The sequence below is a fragment of the Trichocoleus sp. DQ-U1 genome (genome assembly GCF_039961925.1).
Taxonomy (GTDB): Bacteria; Cyanobacteriota; Cyanobacteriia; order Cyanobacteriales; family FACHB-T130; genus FACHB-T130.
The window spans coordinates 59,812-78,934 of sequence record NZ_JAMPKB010000008.1 but is presented as its reverse complement, the minus strand read 5'-3'; the positions used below and the strand labels follow the sequence as shown (position 1 = coordinate 78,934).

Here is a 19,123-nt window from a genome sequence, read left to right as displayed (position 1 = left end):
ATGTAACAAAAATTCTACACAGCAATTTCTCTACTGCATAACAATAAGTAATAGTGGCTTCAGCCTGTTTTTTTCAGAAACAGCTACAGACAAGTTTATGTACGTCTATCGCACCTCCCAATTTAACCGAAAGACTCTGTGCTATGGTGTTCAGGCTCAAGTAGATAAATTATGCAACGAACTTGAGCCTTTGAGTATTGATGAGTCACAGGCACGTTTTGAGAGGGTTTATCCCTACTTAAAGCGGAGAGGGGAAAACAATTTACGCCTCATTGCCAGAATTCGACCCGTACAGGACGACCTGGTGCTATGTCTACTAGACATTTTTCTCCGTGGCTCTAAAGAATACAAAAAGTTCCTGCGAACCCCAGAAGAGTACGGTAAAAAGAATCTCGACTGCCAATTAGATGAGGAAGCGCTAACTGGTTGGCTTCAACAACAGCAACCGTCAGCTAGCAACGTGTCTTCAAGACGCGAACCGCTTCCAGACGATTTGCTTCCCTGGCTAGAACCTCCAGGCTGGGAGATAGAAAAGGATAAAGACTCTTGGGCAATCCTCTACGAAAGCGATGAGTGGATTGCCAGGTTCAAGAGTCCAGAAATTGGTGAAGACTGGGAAATTTACTATCAAATTATCTCTGGAATAGAAGAAAAATCTAGGAATGCTGAGAAAATTGCTGCATGGCCCGGTGTGTATCTGTGTGGCGAAAATAATGGGTATGTGCTATTTAGCCAGCTTGAAACCGCTGATACGCCAGCTCGAAAAGTATTATTTCTCCTAGCATCTTTTGCTCATCGTCCTTCTATGGAAGAGATAGCCCAAGTAGGGCAGGCAACTAATTTATTTGACAGTTCTAAAAATGTTTTATCTAAGCCTTTAACGCTGGATGAACTCACTCCCTTTGCGCGACGTTCTTACCCGAGTTACTTAATAACAGATAAACAAAGTTGGCTTGCCATTCAAAGAGGAGCCGAGGTAAATCTAGCCCTTTCAGCAGAAGAAGAGGCAATTCTTAACTCGGTGTCAACAACATCAGCGCGGGGAAATAATTGTCTGCCGCTTTTCTTAAATGGGCGGGCGGGTAGCGGTAAATCTACTATGCTGTTGTATTTGTTTGCAGATTATTGTTATCGAAAATATTACTACGAGGCGGGAAAAGAACTTCCTGGAAAGCCACTTTTTCTCACTTATAATAAGCGGCTATTAGAGGTTGCTAAAGAGTTCGTGCGCTGTCTGCATACATTCCATCACCGCTTTGTTGCAGATCGGACAGAAGGTTCGGAAATCCCCGATGTCAGTGCATTCTTTCAGCCGTTTGGGACATTTCTTTTAAACTTACTCCCTTTAGAAGCGGACGATGCGTTGCTGGCTAACCGGATGATCCAGCAACCCTACTCTGCGGGAAACCCTACCGGCTACCGGCACACACTCCAGGAGCGTTTCGATTCCCAGAAATACATTTCTTTCCATCGCTTCCGACAGCTTTACCGAGACTCGAAGCTGCCACAAGCACAGGTGTATTCCCCGGAACTTTCCTGGCACGTTATCAGAACCTTCATCAAGGGGTACAGTCTCAGGTACATGACTCCAGAAGACTACCAAGATGAAGTGCCGACTCAGGAACGCACGGTTCCAGTCGCTCAGTTCCAAGAAATTTACAAAACCATCTGGGGACGTTGGTATAAGCGGCTAACAACCGAGCTAGGGTACTGGGACGATCAAGACTTGATTAGATTGGTGCTGGAACTCAAGTGTTACCGTGCTGAGTACACCGCCATTTTCTGCGACGAAGCGCAAGATTTCACCCGGATAGAGCTTCAGTTGATTATGCGGCTGTCTGCATTCTCTCAGTGCGATCTGGGATACCAGCCTATGCGTAACCTGCCTTTTGCTTTTGCTGGAGATCCTTTCCAAACCCTGAACCCGACGGGATTTCGTTGGGAGAGCGTACAGGCAGCATTTTACAATGAAGCGATCGCTGCACTCGATCCGACACAGCGATTAAATCTGCGGATGTATTTCCCGGAGCTGAAGTCTAACTACCGCTCCTGTGCTGCGGTTGTGCAAGCGATTAACCTGATCCAATTGTGTCGTCAGGTTCTGTTTAAAATTCCGGCACTTCAGCCGCAAACCGCCTGGAAACAAGCTCACTTTCCCAGTCCGCAAAAATTTATTATTGGTCGGAATATTCAAATCGAGCAACTCAAACGCTACCTGAGAGACACGATTATTATCGTGCCTTGTGAAGAAGGGGGAGAGCTTGCTTATGCTCAAAACGATGCGGTTCTTTCTCAAATTTTGGCAGAGATACCAGAGTCAGAACCGCTAAAAAATGTATTAAGTGCCAGTGCGGTTAAAGGATTGGAATTTAAACGAGTCGTTCTCTACAAATTTGGCGAGGAATGTAACAAAGCTGTCTGGAATCTGGTCAATAGACGGGAAGACTCAAAAGACCTTTTTGCAGATCGTTTATACGAATTTGAATTTTTCTTTAATAAACTCTATGTGGCTGCTTCCAGAGCCAAAGAACGTCTATTTGTCGTTGATTCTCAAATCGGAAATCAGCGGCTTTGGGGGGTTACAGAAACTTATTTAGAAGTGCTTTTACAGCGTTCACAAAACCCTGCTTGGCGAGAAAACGTTCAACCCATCCGGTTGGGAACGCCTGAAAGCGCACGGGATCTACAAGAAGATGATTGGTACTCGATCGCGCAGGAGTTCGAGAGTCGGGGAATGAACTCGGAAGATCCAGATTTCATGAGACGTGCCAGACAGTGCTATAGCGATCGCGCCTACGCTAAAAAAGCAGAAATTTGTGAAGCTTGGGCACTCAAATTTGAGCAGAAATTTAGCGATGCGGGTCAACGTTTTCTCAAGCTGGGCGCGTCAGAAGACGCTTGGGATTGTTTTTGGCAGGGGATGTGTTGGTCAGCATTGTTGAAGCATGACAAGGCTCCGCCAGGTCGAGAATTAGAGCGGCAAATTGCCCAATTCATGGACAAAAAATTGAGCCAAGCTTCTTTAAAGGAGTTCACTCGCTTCCTCCAGAACTACATCAAAAGCAACCAGTTGGAGATTCACCGCAACAGCCGACAGTGGAAAATAGCCTTAGAGGAATATGCGAAGGGAATTGGGGCTTTAATTACCGGGCCAAATCTCCACTCGAATGAATGGCAGCGATTTGGAGAGGTTCTGGAAGCTTTAGGAGAAGGCTGGAATGGGATGCTCTACCGGGCTGGAACTTGCTTTTACCGCGCCAAGAACTATGAACGTGCCGTGCAATGTTGGGAACGGTGTGATTCTACTCAACAGCGTAAATATTATCTGGCTAAAGCTTCGGTTCTCGGTTTGCCAAAGGGTTTGGAGTATTTAGAAAAAGCCGGGGAATCTGAGCAGATTGTTAATGAGTGGAATCAGGCTGGCAGACCTCACACTCAGTTGTGGTTAAAGTATGTTGCGCCAATACTAGAAAAAGGAAAAAGAAAGAGCGGTACGGCAACAAAGGCGAAACAGAAAAAGCGGTAATGAGCGATCGGTCATTACTGATTAGTTCTGAGGTGGCAAAACACCTAACAACCGGCTAATGACTAACGAACTCTGAGTAATGACTAAAAGGATGGTGAGTTCTCAAGGGACTGAGGCTCTAGACTTTGTTTCCAACCTTCAATTGCCCGTTGAGCGTCGTTATAGGCAGATGAACCGTCGGGGATGTTTCGAGCGATCGCGATCGCTCTTTGTACATCATTCCGAGCCTGATCCTGTGCCATCGCCAACAGTTGATAACTCCAGCGATTAATGACCTCTCTGGCTTCAGCTCCGACTCGCGTTGAGTTACGCACCTGACGAGCCGTTTGAACTGCTTGCGCGATCGCATCCGGTGTTCCTGGATTCGCTAACTGATAAGCGGACTGCAAAATCTCTTGCGATCGCAGTTCTGTCCGCCAACTTTTAATTTTTTCCTGAGCTTCTCCGTAGAGCGCTCGTCCCGATCGAATCTGTCCCGCTGCGGTAATTGCGCCCGGAAGATTGCCCGAACTCGCCAAAGCTTGCGCTTGATCCAAATAAGGCTGGTCTTGTACTCGCTCAACTCTGTCCTGCCACCGTCGGATCTTACCTTGAGCTTCACCGTAGAGCGCTCGTCCCGCTTGAATCTGTCCCGCTGCGGCGATCGCGCCGGAAAGATCCCCTGCATTCGCCAAACCAGTCGCTTGATCCAAATAAGGCTGGTCTTGCATTCGCTCGATTTTGTCAGTCCACTGTCGGATTTTGCGCCTCGCCTCTGTATAAAGAGCGCGTCCTTGACCTACTTGACTCGCTTCGTTAATGGCTTCTTGCAGGGAACTCATATCCCCCAAACTTGCCAGTTGATCGGCGCGAGCGATATAGGGACGATCTTCTACCGTCTCTATTTGACTCGTCCAGTTATTGACCAGGGATTTTGCTTCTGAGGAGCGGGGATTCGTGCTAGGAACCAGTTGTGCTTCTGCGATCGCTGCATTTAAATCACCCACCGTTCCCCCTTTTGCCAGTTCCCGCGCCCGATCTAAATGGGCGACATCTTCAATTTCTCGCTGCCAGAGAACAATCAAATCTTGGGCTTTATCGTATAGAGGGCGTCCGGGATTTAGCTTTTGGGCAAGGGCGATCGCATCTTCCAAATCTGAAACCGTTCCCTTCTGAGCGCGAGACTGGGCACTTGCCAGGTCGTTCAAATCTTGCGCTTCGCTTTGTAAATTCAGACTTTCGGGAATTTTACTGGTAATGAGGATGACCGTTTGCCAGTCTTTTCGATCGAGCGCCTCTTGAGCCATATCGATTAATTTGCGCCCAAATTCTGTCACCGCGCCTTGAGCTTCCTTGTATGCCAAACTGCTGGGCGGAATTGCCTGTGCCAGTTTGATCGCCTCCAACAGATTATCTAATCCTCCGCTCTTAGAAAGTTGGAACGCTTTATCCAACTTGGCGCTTTCTTCCCGCGCCGACTGAATTAGATTTACAAGTTGGTCGTACTTGGTTGTTGCCCAGTAGTTATTGCCGATATAGACCAGTTGCACCGCATCGCGAAAAGCCTGAGTCCAGTTAGACTCGCGCACCTCGTCCTCGGCTTTTTTGTAAAGGCTTTCTGCCTTCGACCAGATGGATTGCCAGCGATTTACACGCTCATCCACCAACTTGTACGCTGGTACGCCCGTGGGGATTTTGCGAGCCATTGCGATCGCTTCGGACAATTGACCCGCTTGGAAGGATTCCTCTCCCAATTTCAAAATCTCCCGCGACCACTCTTCCAGATGCTTGTCAATTTCTGGGCGTAGCGGGTGATCTTCTGGCAAACCATTCACCAGCGCGATCGCTTCTAGCAAATCTTTTGCCGTCTGCTTAGAAGCCGCTATCTGAGCGCAGCTGAGGCGCAGCGATGCCGAAGCCGTAGGCCAAAAAATGGCTGGGCAGTTGGGAAGCGCTGGCAGGTTAAACAACAGCGCTACCGCTGTAAAACCCAGCCCCCCAGAGAGCAGCACCACCAAGATGCCCCAGAATGCCCAGCTAGTCGGCAAGCGTAAAAAACGTTTAGGTCGAGGTGGCTTGGGTGCTTCTGACGGAGAGTTCGGCAGTGTAGCCGGAATTTGCTGACCCCCCTCTGCTGGTGCAGTACTACCCGCCGGACGCTGAGGACGATCCGTTGGTGGAGGAAGTGGCTGTTTCCCCGGACGCGGTGCTTTTCTGGGGACGGGCTGAGAGGAGTTCTCGCTCGTGTGTGGTTTGCGATCGCTCGGACGCCCAGACGCAGGCACTCGTTTTTGGGATGTCCACCCAGCCGAATTTGAAGACTTGCCGCTCCGCCCGCCATCTGGAATTTCGGGATTTCTAGTCATAGCTTATTCACACCACAACGCGCTTCGCCTGGGACGAATGCTTTTTAGCACAGGCAGTAGTTGCAATCCTACTCCCCTCAGCCGCAAAAAGCTATATTCTCATCCAGAAGTCAAAATCTATAATTCATCATTCACAAGGAAATTTTCAATTCAGCTACAGAATCTAGAATTTTTTCTTACCTTGTGACTTCTAACTTCTGATTCCTAAACAGACTCGGCACGTAAATCCTCAATTAGCGCCGCCAATTCGTCACTGCTGGCGTTGTAAACCTCTCCACAAAAATGGCAAGTCGCTTCGGCTCCATCATCTTTTTCAATCATGTCTTGCAGTTCGGCTTCGCCCAGCATCTTCAAAGCACCCAAGACACGGCTCATCGAGCAACCACAGTGAAATTGCAGCATCTGGACTTCTGGTAGGATGACCAGACCCATATCTCCTAGTAGTTGTTCCAAAATCTCCGGCAACGTCTTGCCTGCCTGTAACAAGGGTGTAAAGCCCGCCAGTGCTTCCATTCGAGATTCCAAAAGTTGCACTAAGCTCTCGTCGCTCGCCGCCTTGGGCAGGACTTGCACCAGTAACCCACCAGAAGCCCGGACTGTACCCGCTTCTATAAATACACCCACCGCTAGCGCTGAGGGCGTTTGTTCGGAAGTCACCAGATAGTGGGCAACGTCATCCCCAATTTCACCCGACACCAGCTCAACGGTACTCGAATACGGGTAGCCGTATCCCACATCGCGCACGACATAGAGGTATCCCTCCCGACCGATTGCTCCCCCGACATCTAGTTTTCCTTTGGCATTTGGGGGCAGTTCCACGCTTGGGTTATCTACATACCCTCGTGCGGTTCCGTCCAATCCGGCGTCAACGAGAAGCCCGCCGAGTGGCCCATTTCCTTTTATGCGAATGTTGACCCTTGACCCCTCTCGCTTCATGCTAGAGGCAAGTAATAGCCCAGATGACAGGGTGCGTCCCAGTGCAGCGGTTGCCACGTATGAAAGATTATGACGCTGTCTGGCTTCTTGTGTGAGGCGTGTGGTAATGACCCCAACGGCGCGAATTCCACCCTCTGCCGCCGTGGCACGGATTAACTGATCAGCCATGAAAAAACCTTACATTTCTTAACACACTATACTTTTATTGTAGGCATGGCAGTTAATAGTGAGGTGGTATTTGCGGTGCTAATTATCAGAACCGCCAAAAACAGCTAGTTTTTCAAATAAGAGATAAGAACCTGAATCTTCTATCAGGCACAGATGGATAAACAGGCTAAAAATAAGGATTGAAATATAATTAACATTTTTAAAAATCATTTTTCATGTTGTTTTAGCTAATTTAAAAACAGATATTATATTAAAATCATCCTTTTGTTGTTGATGCAAATCTGAATTTAGAGTATGCATGATAATTCTTAGCTGCCAGGACTATTTAGCCGCTACTCTCAAGAAAAACGATTACATTAAGATTAGGAACAGTAAATAGAAACTTCTGTACCAGTAACAACTAATAACAAAGAAACCGCAACTGTTTATGCTAGGAAACTTTCAACAAAGCCATCTGAGAATAGAAGTAAATTCCCCCGCAGCAGCCATCGGCGACAGTCTGCTTCGCCCCAGCCAGCAAAGCCAGTGGTTGTGGCCCCTGCGCCTTTCCGCAGGGCTACCGGAACAACTGTCTGAGGGGTTAATTTACACCAGTTGGGTGGGGCCAGTGGCGATACAACACCAAGTGGAAGTGGCTCAACCCAACTGTCTGCGCCTGCTCTTGAGTCAAGGAATTGACGGTTATCACGAGTGGTACTGGGGAGAACATTGGGTACAGTCACGTCTAGAAGGAGTATCTCTACTGTCGCTGAGTTTGGGGCAAACACTCAGTTTGCTGCGCTTGCGAGAATTTCTAGCATCCCGATCTTAGGATTGAGGGATGAGGACTGAGGACTGAGGGCTGAAGGGTAGGTAGAAGAACGATTTTCATGCTTGGTGGTAGCGCGATCGCTATTAAAGACTAACACGAACACAAACTGAGTAAGAGAGACAGAGAAGGTAGATTCTTCAGTGGCTTATTTGCAAATACTTTTGCTTTCACTCTGTGGAACAAAAGAAACCCGTTTTCTGGTAGAAAACGGGTTTTTATTCAGACAGAGACAATTTTAAATTTATGTTGGATGACCTAGCTACTGCCTTACCAACCGTTGTTGTTCTTGCTCTTTCACCTCTGTCAGTCCAATTTGCTCTAAGAGCGATAGAAACTCCTGGCGGATTAACCGATCCTTGGGGGAAGTAGCATGGGCGGCTAAAATTACGCCTAGAGTGTCATACCAGTATGCCGATCGAGCATAGATTGCTGCCTTGCCAATCTGCGATCGCGCAGCTGCCAGTTGTTTCTCTAGAGCAGGTGTTGCGGGTACGTGCTTAATCCAGCCTTGAGCAATCTGATCTTCAGAACGTCGTTTCGGATTGCACTTCAGAGTGACTGTCCATAGATATTCCCGTCCTGGAACCAGTTCTGGCAACTCTTTGGACATCTGGAGTTGATTAATCCCCGCCTTGGGTGTTTGAATTGTTTGCTCAATAATTGGCTTAGATACTCCTGGATCAACCAGTGTAAAAGCAAGCGGTACCGATTGGGTGCCCGACAAGTACCAGTAAAAGATGGGATGACCTGATGCAGTCAATCCGGTATGAGTCGTAGGAGCCAACAAAGTCACAGATGTAGGCTGAGACTCAGAGCATTCTATTGGCGATTCGTCAACGCCTCTGGTACCGCCTCTGGGAATCATTCCATCATCGGGTGGCTGATAACGAACTCGCGTTCCCGTTCCAATGGTGCCTCCGGGAGCACCCACATCACCCGGCTCGTAACCAGAACCTGTTGGCGTTTTCGGCACAACATCTGCATAAGCGGTTGAGCTAAACCCTAAATCAATTGATAGGCGGCTCAATAGAGAATTGAGGGGAAATTCTATTAAACCGAGAAACTGTATCAAAATCAGTGATGCACTTCCTGCTACCTTCGTCCCTAATTTACGGGAAATCACCATAAATCTACAAATGATGTAATGCCAATAAATTTTTAGACGACCATTTGGCGATCGCAGTTTCCAGATCCCGTACTGCAATCCGGGTATTTGTTGTAATTTTTATTACTCTATCAAAACTTGATAAACTTCGGTCTGCTGTTCGCACTCTTTGAGCATGACGCTACCGAGCCTATTTGTCGGAAATTTGCCCCGAATAGGCTGGGTGAGTTTATTCATTCATTAAAAAGCCAGTACAGAATGCTACAGTCTCAACTCATCGCTCAGTTTGCACTCAGTTTTGCAAGGTTCTCAGCTTCTTGATTACGCAATTAGCCTACTACTCAGCCAATCTCAACTAGAATAATTATTCTACTTTACTAGAAGTTATTAGGGACTAGGAATTAGAAAAAGTTCCTTTTAGCATGAAATTAATGCTGAATCCAGCACTCTAAACTAGGTTGAAGAGACACGTTTATAGACTGCTTTCAGGATGTAATTCCTGGCTTAGAACAATTCTTTCAATCAGAACCGAAACCAGTTACTTTCAAATTCATCTAAAGAAAAAGCAAAGGGTAAGGCTGACCTCAGGGATAATTCAGGCTCTCAAAATCGAGAATCTGAGCCTGAATTATTCTCTTAATTAGCATTTCCTACATCCAAGGAATGGAATTTGCGGCTAAATAAAAAAAGTCCGCGCAGGCGGACTAAGAATAATCAATCATTCTAAAACATGGGTAGGCAAGTTTTGTCTGTATAGCCGCGAATTCTATTCGCTAGGGCTTCTTTTTTAATTTTATGCCTGCTTCACCACCAGCACGGAACAAGGGGCATCAGCAACAACTTGGCTGCTGACAGAACCCTCTATAATTCGCTTCACACCTGTTAAACCCCGACTGCCAATCACAATCAAGTCAGCTTGATAAATATTTGCAAGTCGGATTATTTCTTCAGCGGGGTCGCCAGTGACGATTTCTAGTTCGCTGTGGCAGGGTAGAGCAGCCTGATAAGATTCCATCTGCTTTTCAATCTGCCGATAGGGCAGATCCTCCGGACAGGCATGAGGCTTATCAACAGCAATTTCCACCTCAGACCCCGAAGAAGGAATCACATGGGAAAGGATGATTTTGGTCGTTGGCTGTAGTTGGAGTTCTTCCAGGGACTGAATCACTCCCTCCGAAAGCTCTGAACTGTCGAGAGCCACCAGAATAATTTTTAGCACCCCAAAATCTCCTTATTCGTTATTCGTCAGACCTCTTCTCGATTCGCAGCCGCACGGAATCAGCGTGGGAAGTCAAACCCTCGGCTTGGGCAAGAATCTGGATAGCGTTGCCAAACTTCTGGAGCGCTGTCGGCGAGTACTGAATCAGACTGGAGTGTTTCAGAAACGTTTCAACTCCCAGTGCTGAAGCGTAACGGGCAGCGCCAGAGGTAGGTAGCGTGTGATTCGGCCCTGCTAAGTAGTCTCCCACAGCTTCGGGCGTTGAGGAACCCAAGAATATAGCACCCGCGTGGCGAATTTTTTCCAGCAGATCCCAGGGTTCTTGGACTTCCAGTTCCAAGTGTTCGGGGGCAAACTCGTTGGAGAGTTCGGCAGCAACCAACAGAGAGTCAACCACCACAATCAAACCGTAATGAGCGATCGCTTTCTCTGTCAGTAGCCGTCGCGGATGATCTTCCAATTGACGTTCTACTTCTAGCTGTACTTTCTTCGCCAACCCAGCTTCTGTTGTCAGGAGAATTGCTGCTGCCATCGGATCGTGTTCCGCTTGCGCCAACATATCTGCCGCCACATAGACGGGATTGGCGTTTTCATCGGCAATAATCAGTACCTCAGAAGGCCCTGCCAGCGAGTCAATCCCCACAGTGCCATAAACGAGCTTTTTCGCCAGGGTGACGTAGATATTACCGGGACCAGTGATGACATCTACCTTAGGAATGGTTTCGGTGCCATAAGCCAAAGCCGCGATCGCTTGAGCGCCGCCAATCCGATAAATTTCTTGCACCCCAGCTTCCTGGGCTGCCACTAGCACCGCGGCATTAATCGTTTTTTCTTGCCCTGGTGGCGTCACCATGACAATTCTCGGCACACCCGCTACCTTCGCAGGGATGGCGTTCATTAATACCGTACTTGGATAGGACGCTCGACCGCCAGGAACGTAAAGCCCTGCTCGATCTACCGGCGTGTAACGCTTCCCCAAAACAATCTCATCGTCCCCAAATTGAACCCAAGATTTCGGGACGCGCTGCCGGTGGAATGCTTCTATTTGTTGACGTGCCAGTTGAATCGCGTTGAGTAACTCCTGGGACACCTGTTGATAGGCAGCATCCAGTTCTGAGCCACTAACGCGCAGCTGTTCGGAATTCAAAGTTTGTCGATCGAATTCAGCCGTGTAATGCAGCAGAGCTTTGTCGCCCTGGCGCTTCACAGCCTGTAAGACTTCCCGAACAGTTGCCTCTTTATGAACAATCTGGTCGTCATGGGTGCGATCGCAGATACGCCGCAGTTCAGTTCTTGCCTCAGATACCTGAGTAATGATTCGCAGCATGGAGTCGGAATCACCATCTAGGAATTACCCGCCTGAGTTCAGGTATATCACTATCCTCATCTCAAGGGATGAGGCAGCCTATTCCCTGTACTCGTTTCTATAGCTTAACCTGGATTTTTCAAGGGATCGCTATAATTTATGGAGAGATGGTATATTAATCTATCTAGTTCTGTTTGTTAACTGTACAGAGTTTTCTTCAAGACTGTGGCCAATACTAAGTCAGCCCTAAAGCGAGTCCAAGTAGCCGAACGCAACCGGCTGCGTAACAAGACCTATAAATCAGCCGTAAAAACGCTGATGAAGAGTTATCTTGCAGCCGTCCAAACCCACGCAGCCAACCCCACTGCGGAATCGCTGCAAGAAGTACAGCGGCGGATGTCAGAGGTCTACAGCAAGATTGACAAAGCGGTAAAGCGGGGGGTGTTGCATACCAACAACGGTGCCCGGAAAAAATCCAATCTCGCTAAGGCGCTCAAACGCGCGCAGCCCCAGCCAGAAACTTCAACCCCGGCTTCGTCCGATGCTTCTGCTTCCTAGCTGCTAGCCGCTCGTCAGTAGTCAGCAGTCAGTTGTTTATCGAAAGCGGTGGTAGGTAGAATTCCCACTACCCGTTACCCACTACCCAATGCTTGATGACCAATGACTGAACAGATACAGTTGTTCGATACCCACGTCCATATAAACTTCGATCTCTTCCAGTCCGATCTGGAAGAAATTAAAGCTCGGTGGCGCGAAGCGGGGATCGTTCGGCTAGTGCATTCGTGCGTGGAACCTACGGAGTTTTCAAGCATTCAATCACTGGCAAACCGATTTCCAGAACTTTACTTCGCCGTGGGGTTACATCCCCTCGATACCGAGAAGTGGGCATCAGAAACTGCCGAACAAATTCGTTCGCTGGCGAGTTCTGACCAGCGAGTGGTAGCAATTGGCGAAATGGGTCTGGATTTTTATAAAGCGGAAGATAGGGAGCGGCAAATAGAAGTATTTGAAGCACAGCTAGCGATCGCGCAGCAACTTGATTTGCCTGTAATTATTCATTGCCGAGATGCTGCTGCGACCATGCACGAACTGTTGCAAGATTTCTGGAAGCGCACGGGTCCTGTGCGGGGCGTCATGCACTGCTGGGGGGGTACTCCGGAAGAAATGCAATGGTTCTTGGATTTGGGTTTCTATATTAGTATCAGCGGCATCGTGACGTTTAAAAACGCCACTCAAGTTCAGGAATCGGCGAGGAGAATCCCCAGCGATCGCCTCCTAATTGAAACCGACTGCCCCTTCCTCGCACCCGTTCCCAAGCGTGGCAAACGTAACGAACCTTCCTACGTCCGATATGTCGCAGAGTGTGTTGCCCATCTGAGGGGGGTCTCTTTAGGGACTCTAGCCACGCAAACCACCCAGAATGCCTGTAATCTGTTTCGACTTTCCGTACCTCAGCCTTGTGCTGCGATTTAGTGCCCAATTGTAAGGGCTTTTATCCATGCCGCGTGCCGCGTACCGTACCCGTTCTGAGTGCTGTAGACACTGGAAAGGCAGGGAGAACCACGACAGAGACATCCATCCCCCGAAGACAATAACTTTTGGTGGAAAATCTCTTTTCTCCCTTCTGGGTTTCATTACCCCAATTTAGAGGTAGGTGTCAACAAAGAAAGTCAATTTGCGACATAATATTTAAAAGACCCTCTATGAACAGAATTCTTGCGAGCAAACTGGGATGGCTGCCTGCTCCACCTAAACAGACTTCATACCCCTGCAATCACTGTCCTTATACCTGGTAAAGAAGCACTAAATATTATCTTTGAGCAAACAAGCCAAAGCGAACTGCTGGTTCGCGTATAAAACCAACGAAAAACAACCCTGAGACGTTTCCTTCCCTGCTAGTGGGGACTAAACGGCTCATTTTGTTCTTGCCAATCGCTTGTCCTTGGGGACGAGTGAGGCATACTTCGCCGCTACTGCTTACTTTGGCACGAATTCCATCCCGCTAGATGGGAAGGATCTAAAGATGAAGGACGAATTCAAAACCATCAACGATGGAGGACGAATCAATTCAGGATTCATCCTTACTAACGGATGACTTTTGAGTTCTAGACGATCGGGTTGATTGGGAAGTCGGGTCTCCCCACTGGCATTCTTCTTAAACCCACCCTTACGACAGGTAATTCCTGAATTCTTTTGCAAGAGGAAAAGCATGACTAATCAGACCTCCACTCCAGTTGCTTATATGTTGCCAGACCTGGTAGAAATTCAGCGAGCCAGCTTCCGCTGGTTCCTGGAAGAAGGTCTGATTGAAGAACTTAACAGCTTTTCGCCGATTACCGATTACACCGGCAAGCTGGAGTTGCACTTCTTGGGCAAAGACTACAAACTCAAGCGACCCAAGTACGATGTAGATGAAGCCAAGCGTCGGGACGCAAGCTATGCCGTACAAATGTACGTTCCGACGCGGCTCATTAATAAAGAAGACGGCACGATTAAAGAGCAAGAAGTCTTCATCGGCGATTTGCCCCTAATGACCGACCGAGGCACATTTATTATTAATGGTGCCGAGCGGGTGATCGTTAACCAAATCGTGCGAAGCCCCGGAGTTTATTACAAATCGGAAACCGACAAAAACGGACGCCGTACCTACTCAGCTTCTCTTATTCCCAACCGGGGCGCGTGGCTGAAGTTTGAAACCGATAAAAACGACTTAGTGTGGGTACGAATCGATAAGACGCGCAAACTGTCGGCACAGGTATTACTCAAGAGCTTGGGGCTTTCCGACTCTGAGATTTTTGATGCGTTGCGTCACCCAGAATATTTCCAGAAGACCATTGAGAAAGAAGGGCAGTTTTCCGAAGAAGAAGCGCTCATGGAGCTATATCGGAAACTACGACCCGGTGAACCACCAACGGTTTCTGGCGGACAGCAGTTGTTGGAATCGCGCTTCTTCGATCCGAAGCGTTACGACCTGGGTCGCGTTGGTCGCTATAAGCTGAACAAGAAGCTGCGGCTCTCCGTGCCGGATACAGTGCGCGTGCTGACCCCAACCGATATTCTGGCAGCGGTAGACTACTTGATCAACTTGGAATATGACATCGGGATTACCGATGATATCGACCACTTGGGGAACCGAAGAGTGCGCTCAGTAGGCGAACTATTGCAAAACCAAGTGCGCGTCGGCTTGAACCGCTTAGAGCGGATTATCCGGGAGCGGATGACCGTTTCGGATGCCGAAACCCTAACACCCGCTTCTTTGGTAAACCCGAAGCCTTTGGTAGCGGCGATTAAGGAGTTTTTCGGCTCCTCCCAGTTGTCCCAGTTTATGGATCAGACAAATCCCTTAGCGGAATTGACTCACAAGCGGCGACTCTCAGCGTTGGGTCCGGGAGGACTAACGCGGGAACGCGCAGGGTTCGCCGTGCGGGATATTCATCCGAGCCACTACGGGCGGATTTGCCCGATTGAGACGCCAGAAGGACCGAACGCTGGATTGATCGGCTCTTTGGCAACTCATGCGCGGGTGAATGCCTATGGATTTGTAGAGACGCCGTTCTGGAAGGTAGAAAACGGACGGGTACTCAAGGAACAAGCGCCGGTATATATGACGGCAGATGAGGAAGACGATCTGCAAGTCGCGCCAGGGGACATCCCGATGGATGTGGATGGATGGATCTTGGGAGAATCGGTAGCGGTGAGATATCGCCAAGATTTCACCACCACGACACCCGACATGGTGGATTATGTAGCGGTGTCGCCGGTGCAGATTATTTCGGTTGCCACATCGTTGATTCCCTTTTTGGAACACGACGATGCCAACCGAGCGTTGATGGGATCGAACATGCAGCGGCAGGCAGTGCCGTTATTGAAGCCAGAGCGACCCCTAGTCGGGACTGGCTTGGAAGCCCAGGCGGCGCGGGACTCCGGGATGGTCGTGGTTGCCAAATACGACGGGGAAGTCACCTTTGTGGATGCGACGCGGATCGCAGTGCGGAGTTTCGACGAAACCGGGGAACCCAACGGACCGCAGATCGAGTATGAGTTGCAGAAGTATCAGCGCTCAAACCAGGATACCTGCTTGAATCAGCGACCCTTAGTGTATGAGGGCGATCGCATCGTTGCCGGACAGGTACTTGCCGACGGTTCTGCTACCGAAGGGGGCGAACTGGCTTTGGGGCAGAATATCCTGGTAGCGTATATGCCTTGGGAAGGCTACAACTACGAGGACGCGATCTTAATCAGCGAACGGCTGGTTTACGACGATGTCTACACCAGCATCCACATTGAGAAGTACGAAATCGAGGCACGGCAAACCAAGCTAGGACCCGAAGAAATTACGCGGGAAATTCCTAACGTCGGGGAAGATAGCTTGCGAAGCCTGGATGAAACCGGGATTATCCGAATTGGAGCCTGGGTAGAAGCTGGGGACATTCTGGTAGGAAAGGTGACGCCCAAAGGGGAATCCGACCAGCCACCGGAAGAGAAACTGCTGCGGGCAATTTTCGGTGAAAAGGCGCGGGATGTACGCGACAACTCCCTGCGAGTGCCCAACGGGGAGAAAGGGCGCGTGGTAGACGTGCGCGTCTTCACCCGCGAACAGGGCGACGAACTGCCCCCCGGAGCGAACATGGTGGTGCGTGTCTACGTCGCGCAGAAGCGCAAAATCCAAGTGGGCGACAAGATGGCGGGACGGCACGGTAATAAGGGAATTATTTCCCGGATATTACCCGCCGAAGATATGCCCTACCTGCCAGATGGAACCCCCGTGGACATCGTGCTCAATCCACTCGGAGTGCCCTCACGGATGAATGTGGGGCAGGTGTTTGAGTGCTTGCTGGGATGGGCTGGTGAGAACTTAAATGTCCGCTTCAAAGTGATTCCCTTTGATGAAATGCACGGAGCGGAAAAAAGCCGCGAGTCGGTGCATGGAAAGTTGGAGGAGGCGAGGAAGAAGACCGGGAAGAACTGGCTGTTTAACCCTGATGAAGCCGGAAAGCTCCGAGTCTTTGATGGGCGTACTGGGGAAGCCTTTGACCGTCCGATTACCGTGGGCAAGGCGTATATGCTGAAGCTAGTACACCTGGTAGACGACAAGATCCACGCCCGTTCTACGGGACCCTACTCTTTGGTGACGCAGCAACCCTTGGGAGGCAAAGCGCAGCAGGGCGGACAGCGATTTGGCGAAATGGAAGTGTGGGCGCTAGAAGCTTTTGGCGCTGCCTACATTTTGCAGGAGTTGCTGACGGTGAAATCCGACGATATGCAGGGGCGAAACGAAGCGCTGAATGCGATCGTGAAAGGCAAGGCGATTCCGCGACCGGGAACACCAGAATCGTTCAAGGTGTTGATGCGAGAACTGCAATCTCTATGTTTAGATATTGCCGTCCATAAGGTGGAGACGACCGAGGACGGAACCACGGGACACGTAGAGGTTGACTTGATGGCGGATGTGTCAAATCGCCGGACGCCGACGCGACCCACCTATGAATCTCTCAGCCGCGAGGAACTGGAAGAAGACGAAGTTTAATCAATGAAAAATGGAAAATTAAAAATTAAAAATTAGGAATTCTTTAATTTTTAATTTTTCATTTTTAATTTTTAATTGGAGCGCAGCGACAGATGAGACATCAGCTAGAACAGCGGTTTGACTACGTCAAAATTGCTCTGGCATCGCCAAAGCGAATTCAGGATTGGGGGCAAAGAAACCTGCCCAATGGTCAAGTGGTGGGTGAGGTTACGAAACCCGAAACGATTAATTACCGGACGCTCAAACCAGAAATGGATGGCCTTTTCTGCGAGCGCATTTTTGGTCCCGCAAAAGATTGGGAATGCCACTGCGGCAAGTACAAGCGGGTGCGCCACAGAGGTATTGTCTGCGAACGCTGCGGCGTAGAAGTGACAGAATCGCGGGTGCGTCGTCACCGTATGGGCTACATTAAGCTAGCGGCACCTGTGGCTCACGTTTGGTATCTCAAGGGCATTCCCAGCTATATGTCGATTCTGCTGGATATGCCCCTGCGGGATGTGGAGCAGATTGTCTATTTCAATGCCTATGTGGTACTCAGTCCTGGCAATGCGGAGAATCTCAGTTACAAGCAGTTGCTGACGGAAGATCAGTGGCTGGAAATTGAGGAGCAGCTCTATAGCGAAGATTCTACCCTGCAAGGTGTCGAGGTGGGAATTGGTGCTGAGGCGCTGCAACGTCTCTTGCAGGACATTAACTTGGAAGCAGAGGCTGAGTCCCAACGAGAGGAAATTGCCAATGCTAAGGGTCAGAAGCGGGCGAAACTGATTAAGCGCTTGAGAGTGATTGACAACTTCATCGCGACTGGTTCTAAGCCAGAGTGGATGGTGCTGTCGGTGATTCCGGTAATTCCGCCAGATTTGCGTCCAATGGTGCAGCTGGATGGCGGCAGATTTGCCACTTCTGACTTGAATGACTTGTATCGTCGGGTAATTAACCGCAACAACCGCTTAGCACGGCTCCAAGAAATCTTGGCACCGGAAATCATTGTTCGCAACGAGAAGCGGATGTTGCAAGAAGCTGTGGATGCGCTTATCGATAATGGTCGTCGGGGACGGACGGTAGTAGGAGCCAATAATCGACCCCTGAAATCTCTGTCAGACATTATTGAAGGTAAGCAGGGACGCTTCCGGCAAAACCTGTTGGGTAAGCGAGTAGACTACTCCGGACGTTCTGTAATTGTGGTGGGACCAAAGCTAAAAATCCACCAATGCGGCTTGCCACGAGAAATGGCAATTGAGTTATTCCAACCGTTTGTAATTCACCGGCTGATTCGCGGCGGACTGGTCAATAATATCAAGGCAGCCAAGAAGCTGATTCAGCGCGGGGATGCCTCTGTGTGGGACGTGCTAGAGGAAGTAATTGCCGGACACCCGGTGATGCTAAACCGGGCACCAACGCTGCACCGTCTAGGGATTCAAGCGTTTGAGCCAATTCTGGTAGAAGGTCGAGCAATTCAGCTGCACCCACTGGTATGTCCGGCGTTCAACGCGGACTTCGATGGCGACCAGATGGCGGTTCACGTACCGCTTTCTTTGGAGGCTCAGGCAGAAGCGCGGTTACTGATGCTGGCTTCTAATAACATTCTCTCTCCAGCGACGGGCCGACCCATTGTAACGCCTAGCCAAGACATGGTATTAGGCTGCTATTACCTAACGGCAGAAAACCCAGCAGCGACCAAGGGTGCTGGAGGTTATTTCGCCAGCTTGGATGATGCGCTCTTAGCCTATGAGCAGTCTGCGGTAGATTTACACGCCTACATCTGGGTGCGCTTTGACGGGATAGTAGAGAATGATAAACCGGATGCGGAGCCGGAAAAGGTGGAAACCTTAGCTGATGGCACCGTCTGGACAACCTACAACTTCCGTCGAGTGCGGCAAGACAAGGAAGGAAATGTCTTGACCCAATACATTCGGACGACGCCCGGTCGAATTATCTACAATAAGACGATTCAAGAGGCATTGGCAATATAAATCAGTGTTGAGGACGGAGTGATTGAGGATCGGGCAAAGAGTTTTGACTTTCCTCCTCACTCACGTCCTCGCTCCGGTGTTTTGTGTTCGCTTGTTCTGTGTTCGCTCAGTCCGCGAGTTGAATGGCCCTACGCGAATACGCCTCATCGCTCAGTCTTCTTTAAATACTCGTTTTGCGAGTAGAGCGCCGCTACGCTAACAGTCCTTATA

General features: G+C 49.4%; 11 protein-coding genes. 6 read left to right on the top strand and 5 right to left on the bottom strand.

The features are described from left to right. Positions 1-97 precede the first annotated feature (97 nt). On the top strand, positions 98-3,526 hold the full coding sequence (locus tag NDI34_RS05420) for a hypothetical protein (RefSeq protein WP_348232073.1): 3,429 nt from the start codon (positions 98-100) through the stop codon (positions 3,524-3,526). A gap of 83 nt (positions 3,527-3,609) precedes the next feature. On the opposite strand, the gene NDI34_RS05415 is transcribed toward NDI34_RS05420, so the two are convergent. Beyond that, positions 3,610-5,871, bottom strand: a complete 2,262-nt coding sequence (locus NDI34_RS05415; RefSeq protein ID WP_348232072.1) for a chromosome segregation ATPase — start codon at positions 5,869-5,871, stop codon at positions 3,610-3,612. Between the two features lie 204 nt (positions 5,872-6,075). Continuing rightward, positions 6,076-6,975, bottom strand: a complete 900-nt coding sequence (gene hslO, locus NDI34_RS05410) for an Hsp33 family molecular chaperone HslO (RefSeq protein WP_190414614.1) — start codon at positions 6,973-6,975, stop codon at positions 6,076-6,078. Between the two features lie 427 nt (positions 6,976-7,402). Between hslO and NDI34_RS05405 the strand changes: the two genes are divergently transcribed. Continuing rightward, positions 7,403-7,786 carry a hypothetical protein gene (locus tag NDI34_RS05405; protein ID WP_190414613.1) on the top strand — a complete coding sequence of 128 codons (384 nt, stop codon included), beginning with the start codon at positions 7,403-7,405 and terminating at the stop codon, positions 7,784-7,786. 259 nt (positions 7,787-8,045) lie between these two features. Here the strand turns inward: NDI34_RS05405 and NDI34_RS05400 are convergent, their stop codons facing one another. The 3 genes from NDI34_RS05400 to hisD form a co-directional block, all read right to left on the bottom strand. Further along, the gene (locus tag NDI34_RS05400; protein ID WP_190414612.1) at positions 8,046-8,990 is read right to left on the bottom strand and encodes a DUF928 domain-containing protein; all 945 of its coding nucleotides are present in this window, start codon (positions 8,988-8,990) and stop codon (positions 8,046-8,048) included. Between the two features lie 694 nt (positions 8,991-9,684). Further along, positions 9,685-10,110, bottom strand: a complete 426-nt coding sequence (locus tag NDI34_RS05395; protein WP_190985473.1) for a universal stress protein — start codon at positions 10,108-10,110, stop codon at positions 9,685-9,687. A 19-nt stretch (positions 10,111-10,129) separates the two neighbouring features. Next, positions 10,130-11,437 carry a histidinol dehydrogenase gene (gene hisD / locus NDI34_RS05390; RefSeq protein WP_190425170.1) on the bottom strand — a complete coding sequence of 436 codons (1,308 nt, stop codon included), beginning with the start codon at positions 11,435-11,437 and terminating at the stop codon, positions 10,130-10,132. Positions 11,438-11,641: 204 nt separating this feature from the next. Between hisD and rpsT the strand changes: the two genes are divergently transcribed. The 4 genes from rpsT to NDI34_RS05370 all read left to right on the top strand — a co-directional run bounded on the left by rpsT (position 11,642) and on the right by NDI34_RS05370 (position 18,913). Continuing rightward, on the top strand, positions 11,642-11,974 hold the full coding sequence (gene rpsT / locus NDI34_RS05385) for a 30S ribosomal protein S20 (RefSeq protein ID WP_190425173.1): 333 nt from the start codon (positions 11,642-11,644) through the stop codon (positions 11,972-11,974). 114 nt (positions 11,975-12,088) lie between these two features. After that, positions 12,089-12,889: a YchF/TatD family DNA exonuclease gene (locus NDI34_RS05380; protein ID WP_190536613.1), complete on the top strand. Its 801-nt coding sequence runs from the start codon at positions 12,089-12,091 to the stop codon at positions 12,887-12,889. A 736-nt stretch (positions 12,890-13,625) separates the two neighbouring features. Further along, positions 13,626-16,943 (top strand): DNA-directed RNA polymerase subunit beta, encoded by a 3,318-nt coding sequence (gene rpoB / locus NDI34_RS05375; RefSeq protein WP_190413949.1) that lies wholly within the window; start codon positions 13,626-13,628, stop codon positions 16,941-16,943. A gap of 92 nt (positions 16,944-17,035) precedes the next feature. Next, on the top strand, positions 17,036-18,913 hold the full coding sequence (locus NDI34_RS05370; RefSeq protein ID WP_190425180.1) for a DNA-directed RNA polymerase subunit gamma: 1,878 nt from the start codon (positions 17,036-17,038) through the stop codon (positions 18,911-18,913). The last annotated feature ends 210 nt before the right edge of the window (positions 18,914-19,123 follow it).